Here is an 18,558-nt window from a genome sequence, read left to right as displayed (position 1 = left end):
ATACTTTAATTTTACAGAAAATTTCTTCTCCCCTCCAGATAAATTTATTAATGAATTAATCCAATGCGGGCTCATAAGCATTGATATCTTTTCGCAACCATTCGGGAAGTTCAATCGGTTTCTTCACTGCGATGTCTATCATCACCTGAACACTTTTGCCTTTGGCGTGAAGGATTTCTGAGCCGTCTTTAGCGGTACTCGTTATCAGGTATTCGATTTCAAAACTTTTATTTCCCAAAGAGGAAGTCCGCATTTTGATGGTAGGATTTGTTGCCGACAAAGACAGTTCCTTTAAATAATCACATTCTATGTGGGCAATCACAAACATGTATTTCTGCCAGTCCCACTGTTGGCTTACGGCGTGCATATAATGGCCGCGTCCGATCTGAAAATATTCAAAATAATAAACGTTGTTTACGTGTGCAAGCGGATCCAGATCATTCCATCTGATGCTTAGCGGCATAGAAAATTTGTAGTCGCCAGTATTGATGTTGTTCATTGTTTTTTTTATTTTAACATCTATCTAAACATAGATAGACAAATTTAACAAATAGATTATATAAAAATATAATGGGTATTTTAAAATTATAAATATTCTCTTATCTTGGAGAGTAGCTCAGCGGCATCGTTAGTTGCATTTACACTATTAATCATCTTCCCTTTTTCATCCACAAAGAAAAATTTATCGGGGTGGGTGATCACATATCCCAAATGAGATTCAGGCTTATTTTCGATAATATACCCTGCCGGAAATTTTTTGATGGCCCTGTCAATTTCAGCTTTACTTCCCGTCAGCCCGATAAATTCAGGGAAGAAGGCTTCTGCAAATCGTGCGGCATCTTCCGGAGTGTCGTGCTGCGCATCGACACTGACAAATATCAACCGGACATTTTTTCGTTCTTCGGGACTAAGCTGACGAAATGCAGTTCCCGCTTTGCTCATACTAACCGGGCATACATCGCCACACTTGGTAAAGCCGAAATAGACGAGGTTCATCTTTTTGGGAGCATCGGAAAATTGCCATTTAGTATCTTTGTAATGGAGTGCGAAATTGCCACCGTAAGGAATACTGTCAAAAAACTTCCATACCACACCGCCCATTAAGACTAAGCCGATCAATACGGCAACGAATTTCCACGTGCCTGATCCAGATTGAGGTCGCATCTTATCCATAACCCATTTTTTAACTATTTTTACCCGATAACCTGCCTTTTACATAAGCTCCCGTCATCGCTACGCCTACTCCCACGAACATTGTCATTACCAATATGGTCCAGCTGAGGGCATCTGCACCCAATTCAAAAAAGCTTCTGTTCCATACGCCCCAAACGGGAATTACCGGTTTCCATAAATGTACCTTGGCAAATGCCGAGGCTACAAGCAGCCCGTTCACCATAGTAGCATTGACGGCTGATCTCCTTTTTTTACCCAACAAATAAAGTGCAATAAGCGAGGGCAGGTACACAATGATATTCACAATCCAGACTTCCAGCCCGATGGTGTAATTCCAGCATATAGCCTGACGGATGTGGTCGGCATCGTGGATTACGACCATAGCTATCATAATAAGATTGGCCCGTTTCAATAATAATTTACTTTTTTGGTCTAACATAATTTTGATTGGTATTTTGATTATTCATTCTCACTATTATTTTAACATCATTTCTATTTTAATTCTCGCTGGAATGGAGAGAATAATGCCCAGTATATAAGTCAGGAAATTTTATTTTAAAAAGTCTTTATCCTTATACGCCGGATTGGGATATTGATAAAAACCTTCGCCAGAGGATGTACCAAGCTTACCCAAATCCAGAAATTCTTCTTTGAGTCTCTCAGCAGTTAATATTTTTATCGGATCCTGAGTAGCTTCAGCTTTCATTTTTCGAATATTGTAAGCCGTATTGATACCAATAGTATCTATAAATCCAAATGGACCAAACGGTGCTCCGGTAGCTACCATCCAGGTTTTATCAATGGTTTGAATATCTGATACATCTTTACCCCACAGCTCTAATGCCGCATCTAAATAGGGAACAAGCAAACTGTTCAGGATATATGCAGGCTGTTCTTTATATATAGGCAATGCGACCATTCCAATGGATTTGGCAAAGCTGAACAACAGGTCAAAAACAGCTTTATCCGTGCCTGAATGTCCCATTATCTCCGCTGTGTTATATATCCGTATATCATTAGCAAAATGAAGTGCAATAAATTTATTCGGACGACCTGTGTAAGGAGCCAGAGCACTCGGTAACAAGGTTGAAGTGTTGGTTGCAAAAATGGTTTTTTCAGGAGCCACCGCTGCAAGTTTTTCGTAAAATTCTTTTTTTATATGTGGGTTTTCGGGCACTGCCTCTATCAGCAAATCGGCATCTTTTACCGCTTCCCCCAAATCTTTTGAATAACTTAAATTACCAAACGTTAAAGCCAACTGTTCATCTGTAGCATTCAAATCTTTTTTAAATGCTTCGCTAAGCAAGTCAAATTTTGCTTTTGCTTTTTCCAATACTTCATCACTAATATCATAAACGGTTACTTTATAACCGTGAAAGGCCGCCTGAAAAGCGATCTGGTAGCCTAAAACGCCGCTGCCTGCGACTGTTACATTTTTAATAGTCATAATACTTTGATTTAATTATTAATTAATATTTATGTTGTTGCATTGCCAGTAATTTATCCATTACCTTATGCAAATATTTCCTGAATTCATTTATCATAAACAATTTGTTGCGACCGATTCATTTTACCTTGCTGATCGTTTTTGCTGAAAGGCACAAAACTCATTAAAAAATAGATGATGATCGACAAATAATTCACCCCAATTTCCTGAGAAAACTCTATTTTATCATGTGATTTAAGGGTTTGGCTCAGAAGTTCTGTGTTATCCCACAAAATGGAAAACTCTTCCGGTTTAAGAGGGAAATTTCTGCTCAGTTGTTTTTTAAGGTTGTTGTATAAATTGAGTCGGTTTAATTTCATTGATACTTTTTCGATAAACTACCGATTGTAGGCAATAAAGCGGATTTCTATATCCTTGCTGATTTCCAATAGCTCATAAACCGATTTCATATCGATAAGCACCACCGAATTTTCATGGATTTCTACCACACTGATCTGTTCTTTCAGTATAATTTTTCCTTTTTTAAGAAATAGAATAGCTGATTTTTTTGGTCGATAGGGATGTCCCACAGGAATATGTTCATAAACCTCTTTTTCCGTATAAACCGTTATCGTCTGAAGTTCTGATTCCTGATCGTTCACTATTTTTTCCGTGGTTTTCAATATTTCAGTTTGTTAACATATTATTCAATATTTTCACTACATCAACCCATAATTTATCCTTCATCATTCTTCTGAAAAAACCAAAGTGGTCTATTGTCTTTAAACCCATTTTTTTGGGTTCCAATTTAGTAAAAGAAATTTCTTTTTCGCTTTTTACGTGCTTCCAAAAGGCTTTGGTGTTCTTTTCGTTGGAGATGGTATCGTCTATCGTCCAATACGTGTGTATAGGGAATTTATATTTTTTGAATTGTCCGATGGGAACTGTTTTTCCATAAAACTTTTTGTCGAAGAAGTAGTTTTCTTTTTCCAGCCAGTCACGCCATTGATACACCACCTTTTTTGGCAAATTTTCCATTAGTTTAAATGGTCTTGCCTTCACATATCCTGTAAACAAAACGCTCAATGGAGAAAAGATATAAAAGAAAAAATAAGCTCTTATCCTATATTTAAGCGGCATATTGGGATAATATCCTCCAGAGACGGCAAAATTGATGACACCTTTGACGTTGTCAAGATTTTCCATTAACCCAACCTGCTGTCCACCTGCACTGTGGGCGACAATGAAAAATGGCAGGTCAGGAAATTTTTGATTTAAAAAGGTTTTAATGGCTGGCATATCTTTTATTCCATAATCCGAAAAGGTAAAATCACAGTGCCGTAAATTGTCGGAAGACGATTGCCCGCTTCCGCGATAATCCCAGAGACAGCAAATATATCCGTTGTCGGCTAAATACGTTAGGAAAGAAAGATAAACTTCCTTTTTTGTTCCTGTTCCACAATTGAATTGCACGACTGCTTTTGGATTTTCGGGAATTAATAAGATTCCTTTGAGCGTAATCCCGTCTTTACAAACGGTTTCAAAATTTTCTTTTTTCATCTTATTCAGTTTTTATGGTCAAATCATCCAAAATCATTTCCATCATCTGTTCAAAAGAATGGTTGTTTTTTTCAATTCTTGCCAACTGTACCAACGACATTAAATTTGCAATTAACAGCTTGGCCTTTAGCTGGGTATTGAATAACTGTTTGAAAACATTCTGTCTTTGACCTTCCTCCAAAATACTATTTGCCCAATCGACCACGGAATTGGCAAAAGTCAATATTTCTCCTCTTACAGATTCTTCCAGTGTATTAATATCAGAAGTGAAAGCCCCGATAATGCACACTTTATGTGCAATGGCAAGTCTTTCATAATAAAGAAACAGTTTTTTTAGTTTTTCCAATGGAGTCTTCTCGTTGTTTTTTTCTATTGTTTTTTTTAAAATTTCATGATGGCTTTTGATCAGAGCTATTCCCAAATCCGTTTTAGAAGGAAAATGGTAGTGTATGGAAGAGGTTTTAATACCGATTTGTTCTGAAATATTTTTATAACTGAATGCATTAAAACCTCTTTCTATCAAAAGGTTATTTGCAGTACCGACTATCAATTGCTTAGTTTCCATATTCTATCTACTTATAGATAGGTAAAGATAGTAAAAAAAATTATTTCATGATAAGTATGTAATTGCTTAGAAATAAAGTAGGAGGAAAAACAACATTGAAATGTAGTTTGTTGTGACTATTCGCAATTGGTGCCATCGCAAAAACTTTGTTGATCTCATAGGGAATCCTGCCATATATTATTTACATAAAAATCTAAAACTTTATTTTGAGGAGTTATTGTAGAGTGCCTCTGGAATATTATTCGATCTCTCAGCCGGCAGGTTGAGAGTCATATTCTGAAAGGCCATTTGATTGCTTTCTGAAAATTGATTGTATTTGAAGTAGATTCCTCCTATCGGCAATAAATCAATTGTTTGCGCTTGAAACCCATTCAGTTTTAAAATCAGCAGGAGATTTAAGAGTGCCACCATTTAGAAGATATTTAGCTCATTACTATAGACCCGTAAATATCATTTATAATTCGAACCATCAGTAGGAGTTCTGTTATATTTCTTGAGATCTGCAAATTCAACTCCTGCATCAAGTAGTAAACCTGTCTGTATTTTAGTTTTGTCCAATTCTGAAAATGGCAATAAAAGTGTAGATTCAAGCGCTGGGTCAGTGGGTTGTATTGCAAGTGCTGATTAAATTGATCTTGCCCAAGCAAAAAATTTGACAGCAATATGAATGCTGTCAAAAACATAATTTTGTTTTCATAGGTTGTTTTTTGAAATTTAGTTATTAATCGAAATTTTTATCGAAACGTCTCTCCGTTACGTTGATAATGTTTCCGTTATTATCTGCAGCTTTGAACTCTAAAGTTCCGGAAACGATTTGGCTTTGCAGATCAACCCTCGTTATTTTTATTGTGCCTTTGTTACTAGTAAAGTTAGTACTATAGCTTTCAGGTGATTATCTGTGTAGACTGCGAAGTTGTAGCCAACATCTGGATGTTCTGATACAGCATAGCTATTGTTTAAATCTAAATCTTCAATAATTGAGGTGATATCTATTAAATTTCTACCTTAATTCTCTACCTGTCGTAAATCTAAAGTTATTTTGGTCCTATTGCCTAAATTCTCGCAGTAAGTACTGCTAATTTTTTTAGCAGTAGCTACCCAAACTTTACCGTTTATCAACGCAATCCGGCAGTGTTTTTGCCGGATTGCGTTGCCTCTGGTAGTACATTTTGATTTTGGTCATCATCTTTACAGGAAGAGAAAAGTCCTATGGATAATAGGACTAAAAAAAAGGTTTTTCATAAATTTTGATTTTGTAGCGGTTTGGAAAACGTTGTTAAAATAAGAAAATTTTGATTTGTATACAATTTTCTTTGATAGTCTGATTGATGAAATTTTACCTATCATCAAGCTTCTATGCGAAACCGTGTAAATAAGCTACAACTGTTTCAATTGTATGCATAAATCAAATACAGCCAAATTCTGACAGTGCGTAATTAAGACAACCCTCAACTTGACTAGTTGTTACAAGCACAAAATAATTTACCTGGGTAAAACAGACACAACTTATTCTCAAACCTGCGTAAAACAACTACAAGTAATTTCCCAACGTGGGTAAAATAAATACAGGTTTTCAATTTACCTGCGTAAAATAACTACACGCAATTCCACAAGGTGAGTAAAATAGATACAGCCCGAAAACTTTTTCTCTCAGTATCTTTTTTGTTTCCAAAGCATTAAATAAAAAAATCCCACATTATAAAGAGAATGAAGCTTTTGCAGTATTTTTTCAGAGCTCTAAAAAATAAGCCCTTTTTTGTGGCAAGATGTGTCTTTGTATATACAAACTTTCCAAGTTTTATATCCAAAGACGATCTTGCCTTTTTTGCAAAAAGGGGAAAAAACTGCGGAACTTGTTTTTTAATGTTTCAGCTAATATTTTGTTTAAGAATAATATTTTCTTTTTAACCATATACTAACCCTAACCAATAAAATTAATACCGGGACTTCCACCAATGGTCCGATTACACCTACAAATGCTTGTGAAGAATGGATGCCAAAAACTGCTATAGAAACAGCAATAGATAATTCAAAATTGTTTCCTGTTGCCGTAAATGCGATAGATGCATTTTTGTCATAAGGCACTTTCAAGGCCTTACTAATGAAAAAACTGATGAAGAATGTGAGAACAAAGTAAATAACTAACGGGATGGCTACTTTAACAACGTCCATTGGTAACTCTAAAATCTTATCTCCCTTCAAACTGAACATCAATACTATAGTAAACAGCAAAGCGTACAATGTTACAGGTGAAATAGCCGGAATGAATTTTCTATTGAACCATTCTTTTCCTTTAAATTTAATCAGGAAGTAACGGCTCAAAAATCCTGCAATAAATGGAATTCCTAAATAAATGAATACACTCTCGGCAACATCTTTCATTGGTACCGCAATGTTAAAATTTCCTAAGCCTAGTTTTTGTGGTAGTACATTTATGAAAAGCCAAACATAAAAACTATAAAACACCAATTGGAAAATACTGTTTAATGCGATCAGCAGAGCTGCGTACTCCCGATTACCTTTTGCTAAATCGTTCCATACAATTACCATTGCAATACATCTTGCTAGACCGATCAAAATTAGACCAATCATATAGTCTGGCTCATCCCGTAGAAAAATGATAGCTAATACAAACATTAAAATAGGGCTGATAATCCAATTTAGTAGTAATGATACCGACATTACTTTTTTGTCTTTAAAAGCCATTGGTAATAGAGTATAATCCACTTTTGCCAAAGGTGGATACATCATCAAAATCAAGCCTATTGCTAAGGGAATATTAGTCGTGCCAACAGACAAAGAATTTGTGACAGTAGAAATATCAGGAAAGAAATATCCTAACCCAACGCCCAAAAGCATTGCTAAAAAAATCCATAGGGTAAGAAAGCGGTCGAGGAATTTTAGTTTTGGTTGCATCGTCTAATTATTGAGTTGAGCGTACTTTTCCGCTGTTAATAAATTTTCAGTTTCTCTTAGGTCTTCAATTTCAATTTTCACCATCCAGCCATTATCAAATGGATTAGAATTTACAAGCGTTGGCTCTTTTAAAAGTTGCTCATTAGTTTCAATAATTTTTCATGAAAGAGGCATAAATAGGTCGCTGACGGTTTTAATTGCTTCTACAGAACCAAATACTTCGTCTTGTTTGAAATTATGATTAACATTCGGTAAGTCAACATATACGATTTCTCCCAATTCCTTTTGAGCAAATGCTGTAATACCGACAGTTGCAGTTTTATTGTCGATTCGCACCCAAGTGTGTTCTTTAGAATAATGTAGATCTTTTGGAAGTTCCATTTTTTTTTAGATTTTAAAGATTAATAACCACGTCTTAGATTTTCTGCGTACTCATTCGGAAGCGGACTGTCTTCTACTGCTTTTGCTGCCTTTTCAAAGTCATAATCGAAGCGGATAAATTCCACACTGATGCTTTCTTTGTCTAAAACAGAACTGTTCTCATTAATTGTCAACATCACGTAACCGCCTCTGATATCATTGTCTTTCGGCTTCCCAACGGAACCGATATTTACTGCGTGACGAAAATGATCTTGTCCGTCAATACCCGAATTTAAAACCCTGTGATATGGCTTGTGGGTATGTCCGAAACACATAATGTCGGCATCGGCCTGTTCCATAATACGAAGCATACTTTTTTCTTCACGGTCTTCAAAAAGATATTCGTTAATTTTTCTTGGACTACCGTGTACTAAAAGCAGGTTTAGTTTGTCTTCGTTCAATTGAAATTCTACTTTTATATGTGCGGGGAGTGTACGCAAGTAAGCACGTTCTTCATCTTTCATCAAAGAATTGGTAAAAGAAATGGAAATATTTCCGTTGTCCTTCTCAGCGTCTGTTTTGTAGGCACAACCACATTCATTACTCATTCTCCCAATGCCAAAATCGTAGTTGCCTGCAATAGTTGGTATTTTTCTTTTACGGATTTCATTGACCACTTCGTTTGGCCAAATATTGTAACCTACTAAATCTCCCAAACAATAAATGCTATCGGGATTTCTTTTTTCAACATCTGCAAAGAATGCTTCTAATGCAGGGAGATTAGCGTGAATGTCACTGAATAATGCAATTTTCATTTTTATTGATTTTTTTATTGATATTATTTTAACAACATCCGCCACCTGGTGTGCAAGAATTGCCATTATTTGCGCTAAGGTTAGATAAGTTTTTCTTTTCTTTTTCTGTCGGAATTCCGCAAGCGTCCTGAGCTAAACAAGCTGTTGTCTTGCTTTTTAAAACAAATGTTTCTCCGTTAAATTCTAAATCATATTTCCCGATAGTATCACTTTGATATTCAACTTCAATATCAAAATCCTCGATTCCTAATTTATCTTCAGAAAGTTTGATAATGGTGAGCAACTTGTTAGGCTTCAAACGATGTTCAAAATCGTCCGCATTCCATAGCTGAAAATTCACAACCTTCTCTGAACGGATGACACCGCCACAATCAATAAAATTTTTGTTAATCATTCCTACTTCTGTAACGTGAAAATGTTCAGGAACAAAAGCACCATTCTCTAATTGGAATTCAACATTTTCTAATGTTGGTAAAATTTGTTTTACTTCTGATAATTTCATAATTGAATCTTTATAGTTTAAATGCAATATTGCGATATATTTTGATAAAAAAATGCTAACAGCATTTTAATTTGGTAACACTTTGTACTATTGCGGAAAAATAAGTGTTTAGAATTTCGATAGTCTTTTCGTCTATACAATAACAGATAGCGTTTCCGGAAATGTTACCTTTTATAATCCCTGCGTTTTTCAGTTCTTTCAAATGTTGGGAAACGGTAGGTTGAGCTAAGGGTAATTCATTCACGATGTCGCCACAAATACACTCATTAACTTTCATCAAATACTCAATAATTGCTATTCTGGCAGGATGCCCTAACGCTTTTGCAATAGTTGCAATTTGATTTTGTTTATCTGTAAAATGTTCTGTTTTGGTAGCTCCCATAATTTTGTTATTAAATATTGCAATATTACGATTTATATTAAATATAAAAAATAATTTATCTTTTTTCTTCAATGACGTGTAAGATAGTTTTTACTAAAAGTAAAACATAAATAAAAATTTTATACTTTTGTAAAGTGAAAATTTTGAGACTTCTATTAACATTCTATTTCGTAGCACTGCTTATCATTCCTTGCAGTGATGTTGAAACGCAGCGTGTTGTAGGTCATCATAGCGAGATTTCCATAAGTACCGAGAATTCCCAGCCGGGTAGTAATGATGGTACTTGTTCTCCTTTTTGCATGTGCAACTGTAGCCATGTAAGTGTTATCGCCTTTAAGGTAGAACCTTTGCTGGAAATTCCTTTGCAGGTTAAATTCTATTTTTCCAAAAAAATTCTTTTTCATAAGAATAACATTGCCTATCAGGTTTATGACCATATCTGGCAACCTCCTAAGATTTAATTTTTTTTTGATAGTTTTTTAAAGACTTTGCCGTAAAGCAGTGTCTTTAATGGTTACGATTACTGTACTTTTTACAGGAGTTTGTGGCTGCGTTGAATTCGTAAGCAATTTCAATAAAATTAAAATTAAATGTTAGATAAAATCATAAAATTTAGCATCAACAACAAGATCGTCATAGGAATAATGACCTTGTTACTGATACTATGGGGTGTATGGAGCGCAAACCGATTGCCCATTGATGCTGTGCCCGATATCACCAACAATCAGGTTCAGATCATTACTGTTTGTCCCACGTTGGCAGGACAGGAAGTAGAGCAGTTGGTTACGTTCCCAATTGAACAGAGCATTACCAATATTCCCGATATCGAAGAAACCCGCAGTATTTCAAGATTCGGACTATCGGTTATTACTGTTGTTTTTCAGGAAAATGTTGATGTTTATTTTGCACGTCAACTAATCAGCGAAAAATTAAAAGAAGCTTCAGAAGAAATTCCAAAAGGTGTTGGCACACCAGAACTTGCACCTGTGAGTACTGGCTTAGGAGATGTATATCAGTATATTTTGCATCCGAAGAAAGGAAGTGAAAAAAAATATTCATCTAAGGAGCTCAGAACGATGCAGGACTGGATCGTAAGAAGGCAATTGAACGGAACTCCCGGTGTTGCGGAAGTCAATAGTTTTGGCGGAGAGCTGAAACAATATGAAGTGGCTGTTGATCCCAACCGTCTCAGGGCGATGGGAGTTAGCATTACAGAACTTTTTACGGCATTAGAAAAGAATAATCAAAATACAGGAGGGGCTTACATTGATAAAAAGCCTAATGCCTATTTTATCCGTGGCATAGGTGTCGTAACTTCTCTCGAGGATATTAAAAATATAGCAGTCAAGAATGACAAAGGAAATGTCCCTATTTTCATTAAGGATGTAGCTGATGTTCGTATTGGAAGTGCAGTTCGTTACGGAGCTATGACATACAATGGTAATGTAGATGCTGTTGGCGGCATTGTAATGATGCTAAAAGGCTCCAACAGCAATGAAGTTGTAAACCTGATTAAGGATAAAATTCCTACGATCCAAAAATCTTTGCCGGATGATATTGTAATAGAACCATTTTTGGACAGGACAAATCTTGTTGGAAGAGCAATCAGCACAGTGGAAAAGAACCTGATTGAAGGTGCATTGATTGTTATTTTTGTTTTGGTCGTATTTTTAGGAAATCTAAGAGCGGGATTGATCGTTGCATCAGCGATTCCGTTATCGCTCCTTTTTGCATTAGGGATGATGAATGTTTTTGGGGTCAGTGCCAATTTGATGAGTTTAGGCGCAATCGACTTCGGATTGATTGTCGATGGAGCTGTCATCATTGTGGAAGCAACACTTCACCATTTAGGATTACGGAAATCTACTCAAAAACTGACGCAAACTGAAATGGATGAAGAAGTTTTTCTTTCTGCTTCAAAAATCAGAAATAGTGCGGCATTTGGCGAGATCATCATTCTGATCGTTTACATTCCTATTTTAACTTTGGTCGGTGTTGAAGGGAAAATGTTTACACCGATGGCAAAAACAGTAGGGTTTGCTATTTTGGGAGCTTTGATCCTATCGCTGACTTATATCCCGATGATGAGCGCATTATTTTTATCAAAAAAAATATCACGAAAGGAAACTTTTTCAGATAAGCTGATGAATAAACTACAGGGTGTCTATCAGCCATTACTAAAAAGAGCTATCAAAATCAAGGGTATAATTGTTTCCGCTACGGTACTTTTATTTGCAGTGAGCCTATTTTTATTCAGTCGAATGGGTGGCGAATTTATCCCACAGTTACAGGAAGGCGATTTTGCTTTTCATTGCATCTTGCCTCAAGGAAGCTCCCTGTCGCAAAGCATTGAGACTTCAATGCAGGCTTCTAGAATTATCAAAAAATTTGATGAGGTAAAAATGGTGGTGGGAAAAACAGGGGCTGCCGAAGTACCTACCGACCCAATGCCTTTTGAAGCTACAGATCTGATCATTGTTTTAAAGCCACAAAAAGAATGGAAAAGTGATAAATCTTATGATGAATTAGCGGACGAAATTTCAGAACAACTAGAATTGATTCCCGGTGTATTTTTCGAGAAAAACCAGCCTATACAAATGCGCTTTAATGAGCTGATGACTGGAATCCGTCAGGATGTGGCGGTGAAAATCTTTGGTGAAAATTTGGATTCCCTTGCAATTTACGCAGATAAGGTTGGCAAAGTCATTCAATTTGTTGATGGGGTTACTGCTCCACAAATTGAACGCATCAGCGGGCTGCCACAGATCAATGTAGAGTACGACCGTACAAGAATGGCAAACTATGGATTAAGTATTGAGGATGTTAACAATACTTTAAGTACAGCTTTTGCAGGAAAATCTGCTGGTCAGGTTTTTGAGAACGAAAGACGTTTTGATCTGGTAGTCAGACTCGACAGTCTTCACCGAACCAATATCGATGATGTCAATAATCTGATGATATCCACCAATACAGGAAACCAGATCCCACTTTCTCAAGTGGCTAATATCGGCTATAAACTCGGCCCGGCACAGATCAGTCGAGAAGAAGGGAAACGAAGAATAGTTGTAGGTTTTAATGTCAAAGGTCGGGATGTAGAAAGTGTAGTCGATGATATTCAAAGCAGACTTGAACAACAAATAAAGCTGCCCTCAGGATATTATTTCACCTACGGCGGACAGTTTGAGAATCTGCAGGCTGCAAGCAAGAGACTGCTGATTGCTGTTCCTGTGTCTTTACTTCTGATTTTTTTCTTACTGTATTTTACATTCCGCTCTTTCAAACAGGCTGCATTGATTTTCACGGCCATTCCAATGAGTGCCATCGGCGGGATCTTCGCTTTATTGATCAGAGATATGCCATTCAGTATCAGTGCCGGAATAGGTTTTATCGCATTGTTTGGCGTTGCTGTTCTCAACGGAATTGTCCTCATAGGAACATTTAATCAGCTGGAAAAAGAGGGCGAAACAAATCTTATGAAACGTGTCGTAGAAGGTACTAAAACTAGACTTCGGCCAGTTCTGATGACCGCAACAGTGGCTTCATTAGGATTTCTTCCAATGGCAATTTCGACAGGAGCTGGAGCAGAAGTTCAGAAACCTTTGGCAACGGTGGTAATAGGTGGCTTGATCACTGCGACGTTTCTAACGCTATTTGTTCTACCGATTCTTTACATCATTTTCAACAGTAACTTCAGAATTAAAAATATGAAGATGAAATCTTTGACAACAATTATCGTGTTAGGATTTCTACTTGTCGGACAAACATTGAATGCTCAAACAACAAAAACACTTTCTGTGGAACAGGCTACAGAAATGGCATTGAGCAATAGTTATTCAATAAAAACGAAAGAATTGGATATTAAAGTTTCCGAGGCCTTGAAACCGACCGCTAATGAACTTCCAAAAATGAATTTCAATGCACAGTTAGGTCAATACAACAGTCCGAAGTTCGATCAGTCGTTTTCCATTTCGCAGAGCATCCCATTTCCGACTTTGTTTAAAGCCAGAAAAGACCTGATTGCAGAAGAGATTAAAGCTAAACAGATCAGTAAAGACATCACCGCCAACGAAGTTGCAAGGCAGGTCAGAACTTATTTTTACCAGATTGAATATCTGCACTACAACCAGACCAAACTGATGAAGCTCGACAGCCTTTATCAGGATTTTATCAGGATAGCCACTGTCAGATTCAATGCAGGTGACATCAAAAAAATTGAAATCAGTACAGCAGAAACTCAGAAAGGGGAGATCGGTCTATTGCTAAATCAGAATAAAATTTATCTTGATAATGCATACAAAAATCTGAAAGCACTATTAAATACAGACGATGATATAAAGGTTTTGTTTAAAGAAAATTATGAGCCTATGAAAGCGGAGTATGTTCTGGACAGCACTACAATTGCCAATCATCCAACCGTCAAAGCATTCTACCAGGAAATGGAAATTGCCGAGAAAAATAAAAACGTAGAGCGATCGCAGGGCTTACCTGAGTTCAGTTTGGGTTACACGAACCAGTCGATCATAGGTTTTCATACACTCAATGGGCAGGAAAAATATTTTGATGCAGGAAACCGATTTCACATTGCCAATCTTGGAATTTCAATTCCTTTGACTTTTGGAGCGACGAAAGCGAGAATCCAGTCTTTGGATTATCAGAGGCAAATGGCAGAATCGAACGCAAAACTCCAGCAAAGGCAATTGACGGTTCAACTTGAGAATGCCTTAGAGCAATATAAGCAGGATGTACAGCAATATGAATATTATGTAGGTCAGGCTATTCCAAATGCAGAAAAAATTGTAAAAGCAGGTCAGCTCGGTTACAAAACCGGAGAAATCTCCTACGTCGAATATCTTTTCGCTCTGCAGACTGCAACCAATATTCAGCTAAAGTATCTGGAATCCATTCAACAGGTCAATCAGTCTGTAGTCATCATTAACTCTTTAATCAATAAATAATATGAAAAAAAATATCATCTATACTGCTTTCGTTTTTGTTATTCTTATGAGCTGTGGAAAGAAAGAGGCCAACACAGAATCGGAAAGCGAAATCAAAACTGAGCAGGCAGAAGAACACGGTGATGAGGTTCCACAGACCATAGCAAGCCTGTCTGAAGAACAGATTAAAGCGGTTGGCATCAATCTAGGAAAGATTGAGATGAAGGAATTGACTTCTACCATCAAAGCCAATGGAGCACTTAGAGTTCCCAATAATAATAAAGCGACCGTCACATCAATGTATGGTGGGATTATTAAAACTTTGAATGTACAGATCGGGGATTTTGTAAGAAAAGGACAGGTAATTGCCTCCATATCAAATCCGGAATACATTCAGTTGCAAGAGCAATACCTGACCGTGAAAAGCAGGATTGCATTTGCAGAACAAGAATACAGGAGACAAAAGGAATTATTTGATAATGATGCCGGCGCAAAGAAGAACCTTCAGAGTTCAGATGCTGAACTGAAAACCCTCAGAACACAAAGATCATCTTTGCAGAGACAGCTTCAGATTATGGGCATCAATCCCGCCAATGTCAATAATGGAAATTTGCGATCCGGTTTAGTTATCACATCACCAATCAGTGGAACGATAAGTACTATTTCCTCACAAATTGGAAGTTACGTTGACATCTCATCGCCCGTTGCGGAAATTATAGATAATGGTTCCCTGCATCTTGATTTGCAGGTTTTTGAAAAGGATCTACCAAAAGTGAAAGTGGGACAAATCGTTCATTTTAAATTAACAAATAATCCTGAAACCGAGTACGATGCCAAAATCTACAGCATTGGTTCATCCTTTGAAAACGACAGCAAAACAATCTCGGTACACTGTTCTGTAACGGGAAACAAATCAGGATTGATCGACGGAATGAATATCACAGGAATCGTAAGTCTCGATAAAAGTACTACGCCTGCGGTTCCCAATGAAGCTATTGTAGAAGCGGACAGCAAATATTTCATTTTTATCAAAACAGATAAAAAGGCTGAAGAGCATCAAGAAGAGGGAGAAGATGAACATTTAAATGAAAAGAAAATATCTAACAAAGAAGAAAAAATGACTAATTTCGAAAAGATAGAAGTTGTGAAAGGTTCTTCTGATATGGGTTACACGGCGATTACAGCTGTCAATGAAATTCCGGCAAATGCTGAAATAGTAGTAAAAGGCGCATTTTTTGTCAATGCTAAACTGAGTAATTCAGGTGAACACGAAGATTAAATTTTTAAAATAACTGTAATGGAACACAAACATATTTACGACGAGGAAGGAAACCAGCTTTGTTGTACAGCGCAGGAAGGCAAAATTTTCAAAGACGCAGGTGCCAAAAAATTGCTTAATAACGATAGCTGCTGCTCTACAGAGAATAATAAATCTGAAACGCACAGTGACGATGATGGACACGACCATAACGATGGTGAGAAAAATACATTTCAAATGTTTTTACCAGCAATTGTTTCTCTGGTTATACTTTTGATAGGGATCGTACTGGATAACTTTTTTCCGCAGGAGTGGTTTAAAGGCTGGGTACGGATCGTATGGTATGCGGTGGCTTATTTGCCTGTGGGTCTACCCGTTCTAAAAGAAGCGTATGAAAGCATTGCCAAAGGTGACGTTTTTTCGGAATTTTTTCTAATGGGCATTGCTACTATAGGCGCATTTGCAATCGGAGAATATCCGGAAGGGGTTGCTGTTATGTTATTCTACAGTGTAGGAGAGGTTTTCCAGACACTTGCTGTTTCGAGAGCAAAGAATAATATCAAAGCATTGTTGGATCAGCGTCCTGATGAAGTGACCATTCTGGAAGGTAACCAATCAAAGACCATCCCTGCTAAACAGGCGAAAATTGGGGATATTGTACAGCTAAAATCAGGAGAGAAGCTGGCTCTGGACGGAGAGTTGGTAAGTGAATCCGCATCGTTCAATACCGCTGCATTAACTGGTGAGAGTAAGCCTGATACCAAAAACAAAGGTGAGAGCGTGCTTGCTGGAATGATCAATCTGCAGACTATTGCTCAGGTAAAAGTGACAACTGCTTACGAAGACAGTAAGTTGAGCAAAATTCTGGAATTAGTACAAAATGCGACGGCTCAGAAGGCACCTACCGAACTTTTTATTCGAAAATTCGCAAGGATTTATACACCCATTGTCGTCGGACTCGCAATACTGATATGCCTACTACCATATCTGTTCGTGGAAAATTATGTTTTCCGTGACTGGCTTTACAGAGCATTAGTGTTCTTGGTTATCTCTTGTCCTTGCGCTTTGGTTATTAGCATTCCTCTAGGTTATTTCGGCGGAATTGGCGCAGCTTCAAAGAACGGTATACTGTTTAAAGGAAGTAATTTTTTAGACATTATCGCCAATATTAAAAATGTGGTAATGGACAAGACCGGAACAATGACCGAGGGCGTCTTTAAAGTTCAGGAAGTTACTTTAAAATCTGAATTTAATAAAGATGAAATTCTGAAGATGGTAAATGCTTTAGAAAGCAAAAGTACCCATCCGGTCGCTACGGCAATCCATCAATATGTCGGCGAAATCGACCATTCTATACAATTAGAAAATACAGAAGAAATTGCTGGGCACGGATTGAAAGCCAGTATCAACGGAAAAGATTTGCTTGTGGGAAATTTTAAATTGATGGATAAATTCAATATCAAATATGATCTTGACCCTAAGCAGATCGTTTATACAATAATTGCAATCGCATATGACGGAAAATTTGCAGGCTACATTACTATTGCAGACAGTATAAAAGCCGATGCACAGCTGAGCATTGATAAACTTAAAGCCTTGGGTGTAAAAACAACGATGTTAAGCGGAGACAAGAGCACTGTTGTACAATTTGTTGCAGATCAACTGGGAATAACTAACGCCTTTGGCGACTTGCTACCGGAAGATAAAGTCAACAAAGTTAAAGAGATCAAATCACACAACGAAACAGTTGCCTTTGTTGGAGACGGCGTCAATGACGCTCCGGTTGTTGCCCTGAGCGACGTAGGTATTGCAATGGGCGGATTAGGAAGTGATGCAACCATTGAGACCGCAGATGTAGTCATTCAAGACGATAAGCCAAGCAAAATACCGATGGCAATCAATATTGGAAAGCAAACCCGGAAGATTGTTTGGCAAAATATTTTTCTTGCTTTTGCTGTGAAAGCTATTGTATTGGTTTTGGGAGCTGGTGGATTAGCCACAATGTGGGAAGCAGTTTTTGCAGACGTAGGCGTTGCTTTATTAGCTATATTAAATGCTGTCAGAATCCAGAGGATGAAATTTTAGTAAATATTTTCTTCGAAATTATATCCAGAGAGATTAGATGTAACCGCGAGTAAATTGTAAGTTGCAGAAATATTTTTTTACAGGCAAAAAGGACGTTAGGTTAAAACTAACGTCCTTTCGCTTTAAGTATAAATCATTGATAGTGCAATCCTTTATTTAATTTGCTTAACTATATTATTTCTATTAGTTCCATACTTCCAAAATTTAAGTAGTTTATTGTTTAATAAAGAATTATTAAATTACTCTTATAAAGGAAGAATTTTTAATCAACATTTTTTACATTGTTCTTATCTTGAGCGAATATTCCAGATTAATCTTTTTTATTCTTTTTTAATCTTCTTAAGTTTCCAAACTAATCCAGATTATTCTTATTTAGCCAAAACCCTTTGAATACTATTGTTTTAGAAGGTTTTAACGCCCAATTTTGTCACAGAATTTTTAATCAAAATACTAATGAAAAAATTGAGTCATCTTCTATTCATGTTAATAGTAGTATCAATCCAAGGTCAGGTCGGCATCAATACCCAAAATCCGGAAGCGACTTTAGAAGTGGTAGGGAAACCAAATGATGCCAATCATTAT

General features: G+C 36.9%; 17 protein-coding genes and 1 pseudogene. 4 read left to right on the top strand and 14 right to left on the bottom strand.

Features of this window, described 5'->3' with window-relative positions; translation table 11 throughout:
• Positions 1-55 precede the first annotated feature (55 nt).
• The 14 genes and pseudogenes from DRF58_RS09925 to DRF58_RS09860 all read right to left on the bottom strand — a co-directional run bounded on the left by DRF58_RS09925 (position 56) and on the right by DRF58_RS09860 (position 9,699).
• Positions 56-499 (bottom strand): acyl-CoA thioesterase, encoded by a 444-nt coding sequence (locus DRF58_RS09925; protein ID WP_116035092.1) that lies wholly within the window; start codon positions 497-499, stop codon positions 56-58.
• Between the two features lie 86 nt (positions 500-585).
• Complete coding sequence (locus tag DRF58_RS09920) at positions 586-1,173, bottom strand: SCO family protein (RefSeq protein ID WP_116035090.1); 588 nt, start codon at positions 1,171-1,173, stop codon at positions 586-588.
• Between the two features lie 10 nt (positions 1,174-1,183).
• Positions 1,184-1,612: a hypothetical protein gene (locus DRF58_RS09915; RefSeq protein WP_123902388.1), complete on the bottom strand. Its 429-nt coding sequence runs from the start codon at positions 1,610-1,612 to the stop codon at positions 1,184-1,186.
• A gap of 111 nt (positions 1,613-1,723) precedes the next feature.
• Entirely contained in the window at positions 1,724-2,620 is an 897-nt protein-coding gene (locus DRF58_RS09910) for a 3-hydroxyacyl-CoA dehydrogenase (RefSeq protein WP_116035087.1), read from the bottom strand.
• A gap of 86 nt (positions 2,621-2,706) precedes the next feature.
• On the bottom strand, positions 2,707-2,979 hold the full coding sequence (locus tag DRF58_RS09905; protein ID WP_116035085.1) for a hypothetical protein: 273 nt from the start codon (positions 2,977-2,979) through the stop codon (positions 2,707-2,709).
• An 18-nt stretch (positions 2,980-2,997) separates the two neighbouring features.
• Positions 2,998-3,282: a hypothetical protein gene (locus DRF58_RS09900; RefSeq protein WP_116035084.1), complete on the bottom strand. Its 285-nt coding sequence runs from the start codon at positions 3,280-3,282 to the stop codon at positions 2,998-3,000.
• A gap of 4 nt (positions 3,283-3,286) precedes the next feature.
• The gene (locus DRF58_RS09895; protein ID WP_116035082.1) at positions 3,287-4,159 is read right to left on the bottom strand and encodes an alpha/beta hydrolase family protein; all 873 of its coding nucleotides are present in this window, start codon (positions 4,157-4,159) and stop codon (positions 3,287-3,289) included.
• 1 nt (position 4,160) lies between these two features.
• Positions 4,161-4,724, bottom strand: coding sequence for a TetR/AcrR family transcriptional regulator (locus DRF58_RS09890; RefSeq protein ID WP_116035080.1), 564 nt, complete (start codon positions 4,722-4,724; stop codon positions 4,161-4,163).
• A gap of 201 nt (positions 4,725-4,925) precedes the next feature.
• On the bottom strand, positions 4,926-5,135 hold the full coding sequence (locus DRF58_RS09885; protein ID WP_116035079.1) for a hypothetical protein: 210 nt from the start codon (positions 5,133-5,135) through the stop codon (positions 4,926-4,928).
• 1,473 nt (positions 5,136-6,608) lie between these two features.
• Positions 6,609-7,640, bottom strand: a complete 1,032-nt coding sequence (gene arsB, locus DRF58_RS09880) for an ACR3 family arsenite efflux transporter (protein ID WP_116035077.1) — start codon at positions 7,638-7,640, stop codon at positions 6,609-6,611.
• Positions 7,641-7,643: 3 nt separating this feature from the next.
• A pseudogene (gene gcvH / locus DRF58_RS09875) lies at positions 7,644-8,021 on the bottom strand (glycine cleavage system protein GcvH).
• 20 nt (positions 8,022-8,041) lie between these two features.
• Positions 8,042-8,815: a metallophosphoesterase family protein gene (locus tag DRF58_RS09870; protein ID WP_116035075.1), complete on the bottom strand. Its 774-nt coding sequence runs from the start codon at positions 8,813-8,815 to the stop codon at positions 8,042-8,044.
• Positions 8,816-8,843: 28 nt separating this feature from the next.
• Positions 8,844-9,317, bottom strand: coding sequence for a DUF6428 family protein (locus tag DRF58_RS09865; protein ID WP_116035074.1), 474 nt, complete (start codon positions 9,315-9,317; stop codon positions 8,844-8,846).
• Positions 9,318-9,372: 55 nt separating this feature from the next.
• A complete protein-coding gene (locus tag DRF58_RS09860) occupies positions 9,373-9,699 on the bottom strand; it encodes an ArsR/SmtB family transcription factor (protein ID WP_116035178.1) in 327 nt (108 codons plus the stop codon).
• Positions 9,700-9,842: 143 nt separating this feature from the next.
• Between DRF58_RS09860 and DRF58_RS09855 the strand changes: the two genes are divergently transcribed.
• The 4 genes from DRF58_RS09855 to DRF58_RS09840 all read left to right on the top strand — a co-directional run bounded on the left by DRF58_RS09855 (position 9,843) and on the right by DRF58_RS09840 (position 17,976).
• Complete coding sequence (locus DRF58_RS09855; protein WP_379883777.1) at positions 9,843-10,160, top strand: DUF6660 family protein; 318 nt, start codon at positions 9,843-9,845, stop codon at positions 10,158-10,160.
• Between the two features lie 129 nt (positions 10,161-10,289).
• Positions 10,290-14,654: a CusA/CzcA family heavy metal efflux RND transporter gene (locus tag DRF58_RS09850; protein ID WP_116035070.1), complete on the top strand. Its 4,365-nt coding sequence runs from the start codon at positions 10,290-10,292 to the stop codon at positions 14,652-14,654.
• A gap of 1 nt (position 14,655) precedes the next feature.
• Positions 14,656-15,912 (top strand): efflux RND transporter periplasmic adaptor subunit, encoded by a 1,257-nt coding sequence (locus DRF58_RS09845; RefSeq protein ID WP_116035069.1) that lies wholly within the window; start codon positions 14,656-14,658, stop codon positions 15,910-15,912.
• 18 nt (positions 15,913-15,930) lie between these two features.
• Complete coding sequence (locus DRF58_RS09840) at positions 15,931-17,976, top strand: heavy metal translocating P-type ATPase (RefSeq protein WP_116035067.1); 2,046 nt, start codon at positions 15,931-15,933, stop codon at positions 17,974-17,976.
• Positions 17,977-18,558 lie beyond the last annotated feature (582 nt).

It is taken from the genome of Epilithonimonas hispanica (assembly GCF_003385395.1).
GTDB classification, from domain to species: Bacteria; Bacteroidota; Bacteroidia; order Flavobacteriales; family Weeksellaceae; genus Epilithonimonas; species Epilithonimonas hispanica.
This window is presented reverse-complemented; position numbering and strand designations above follow the sequence as displayed.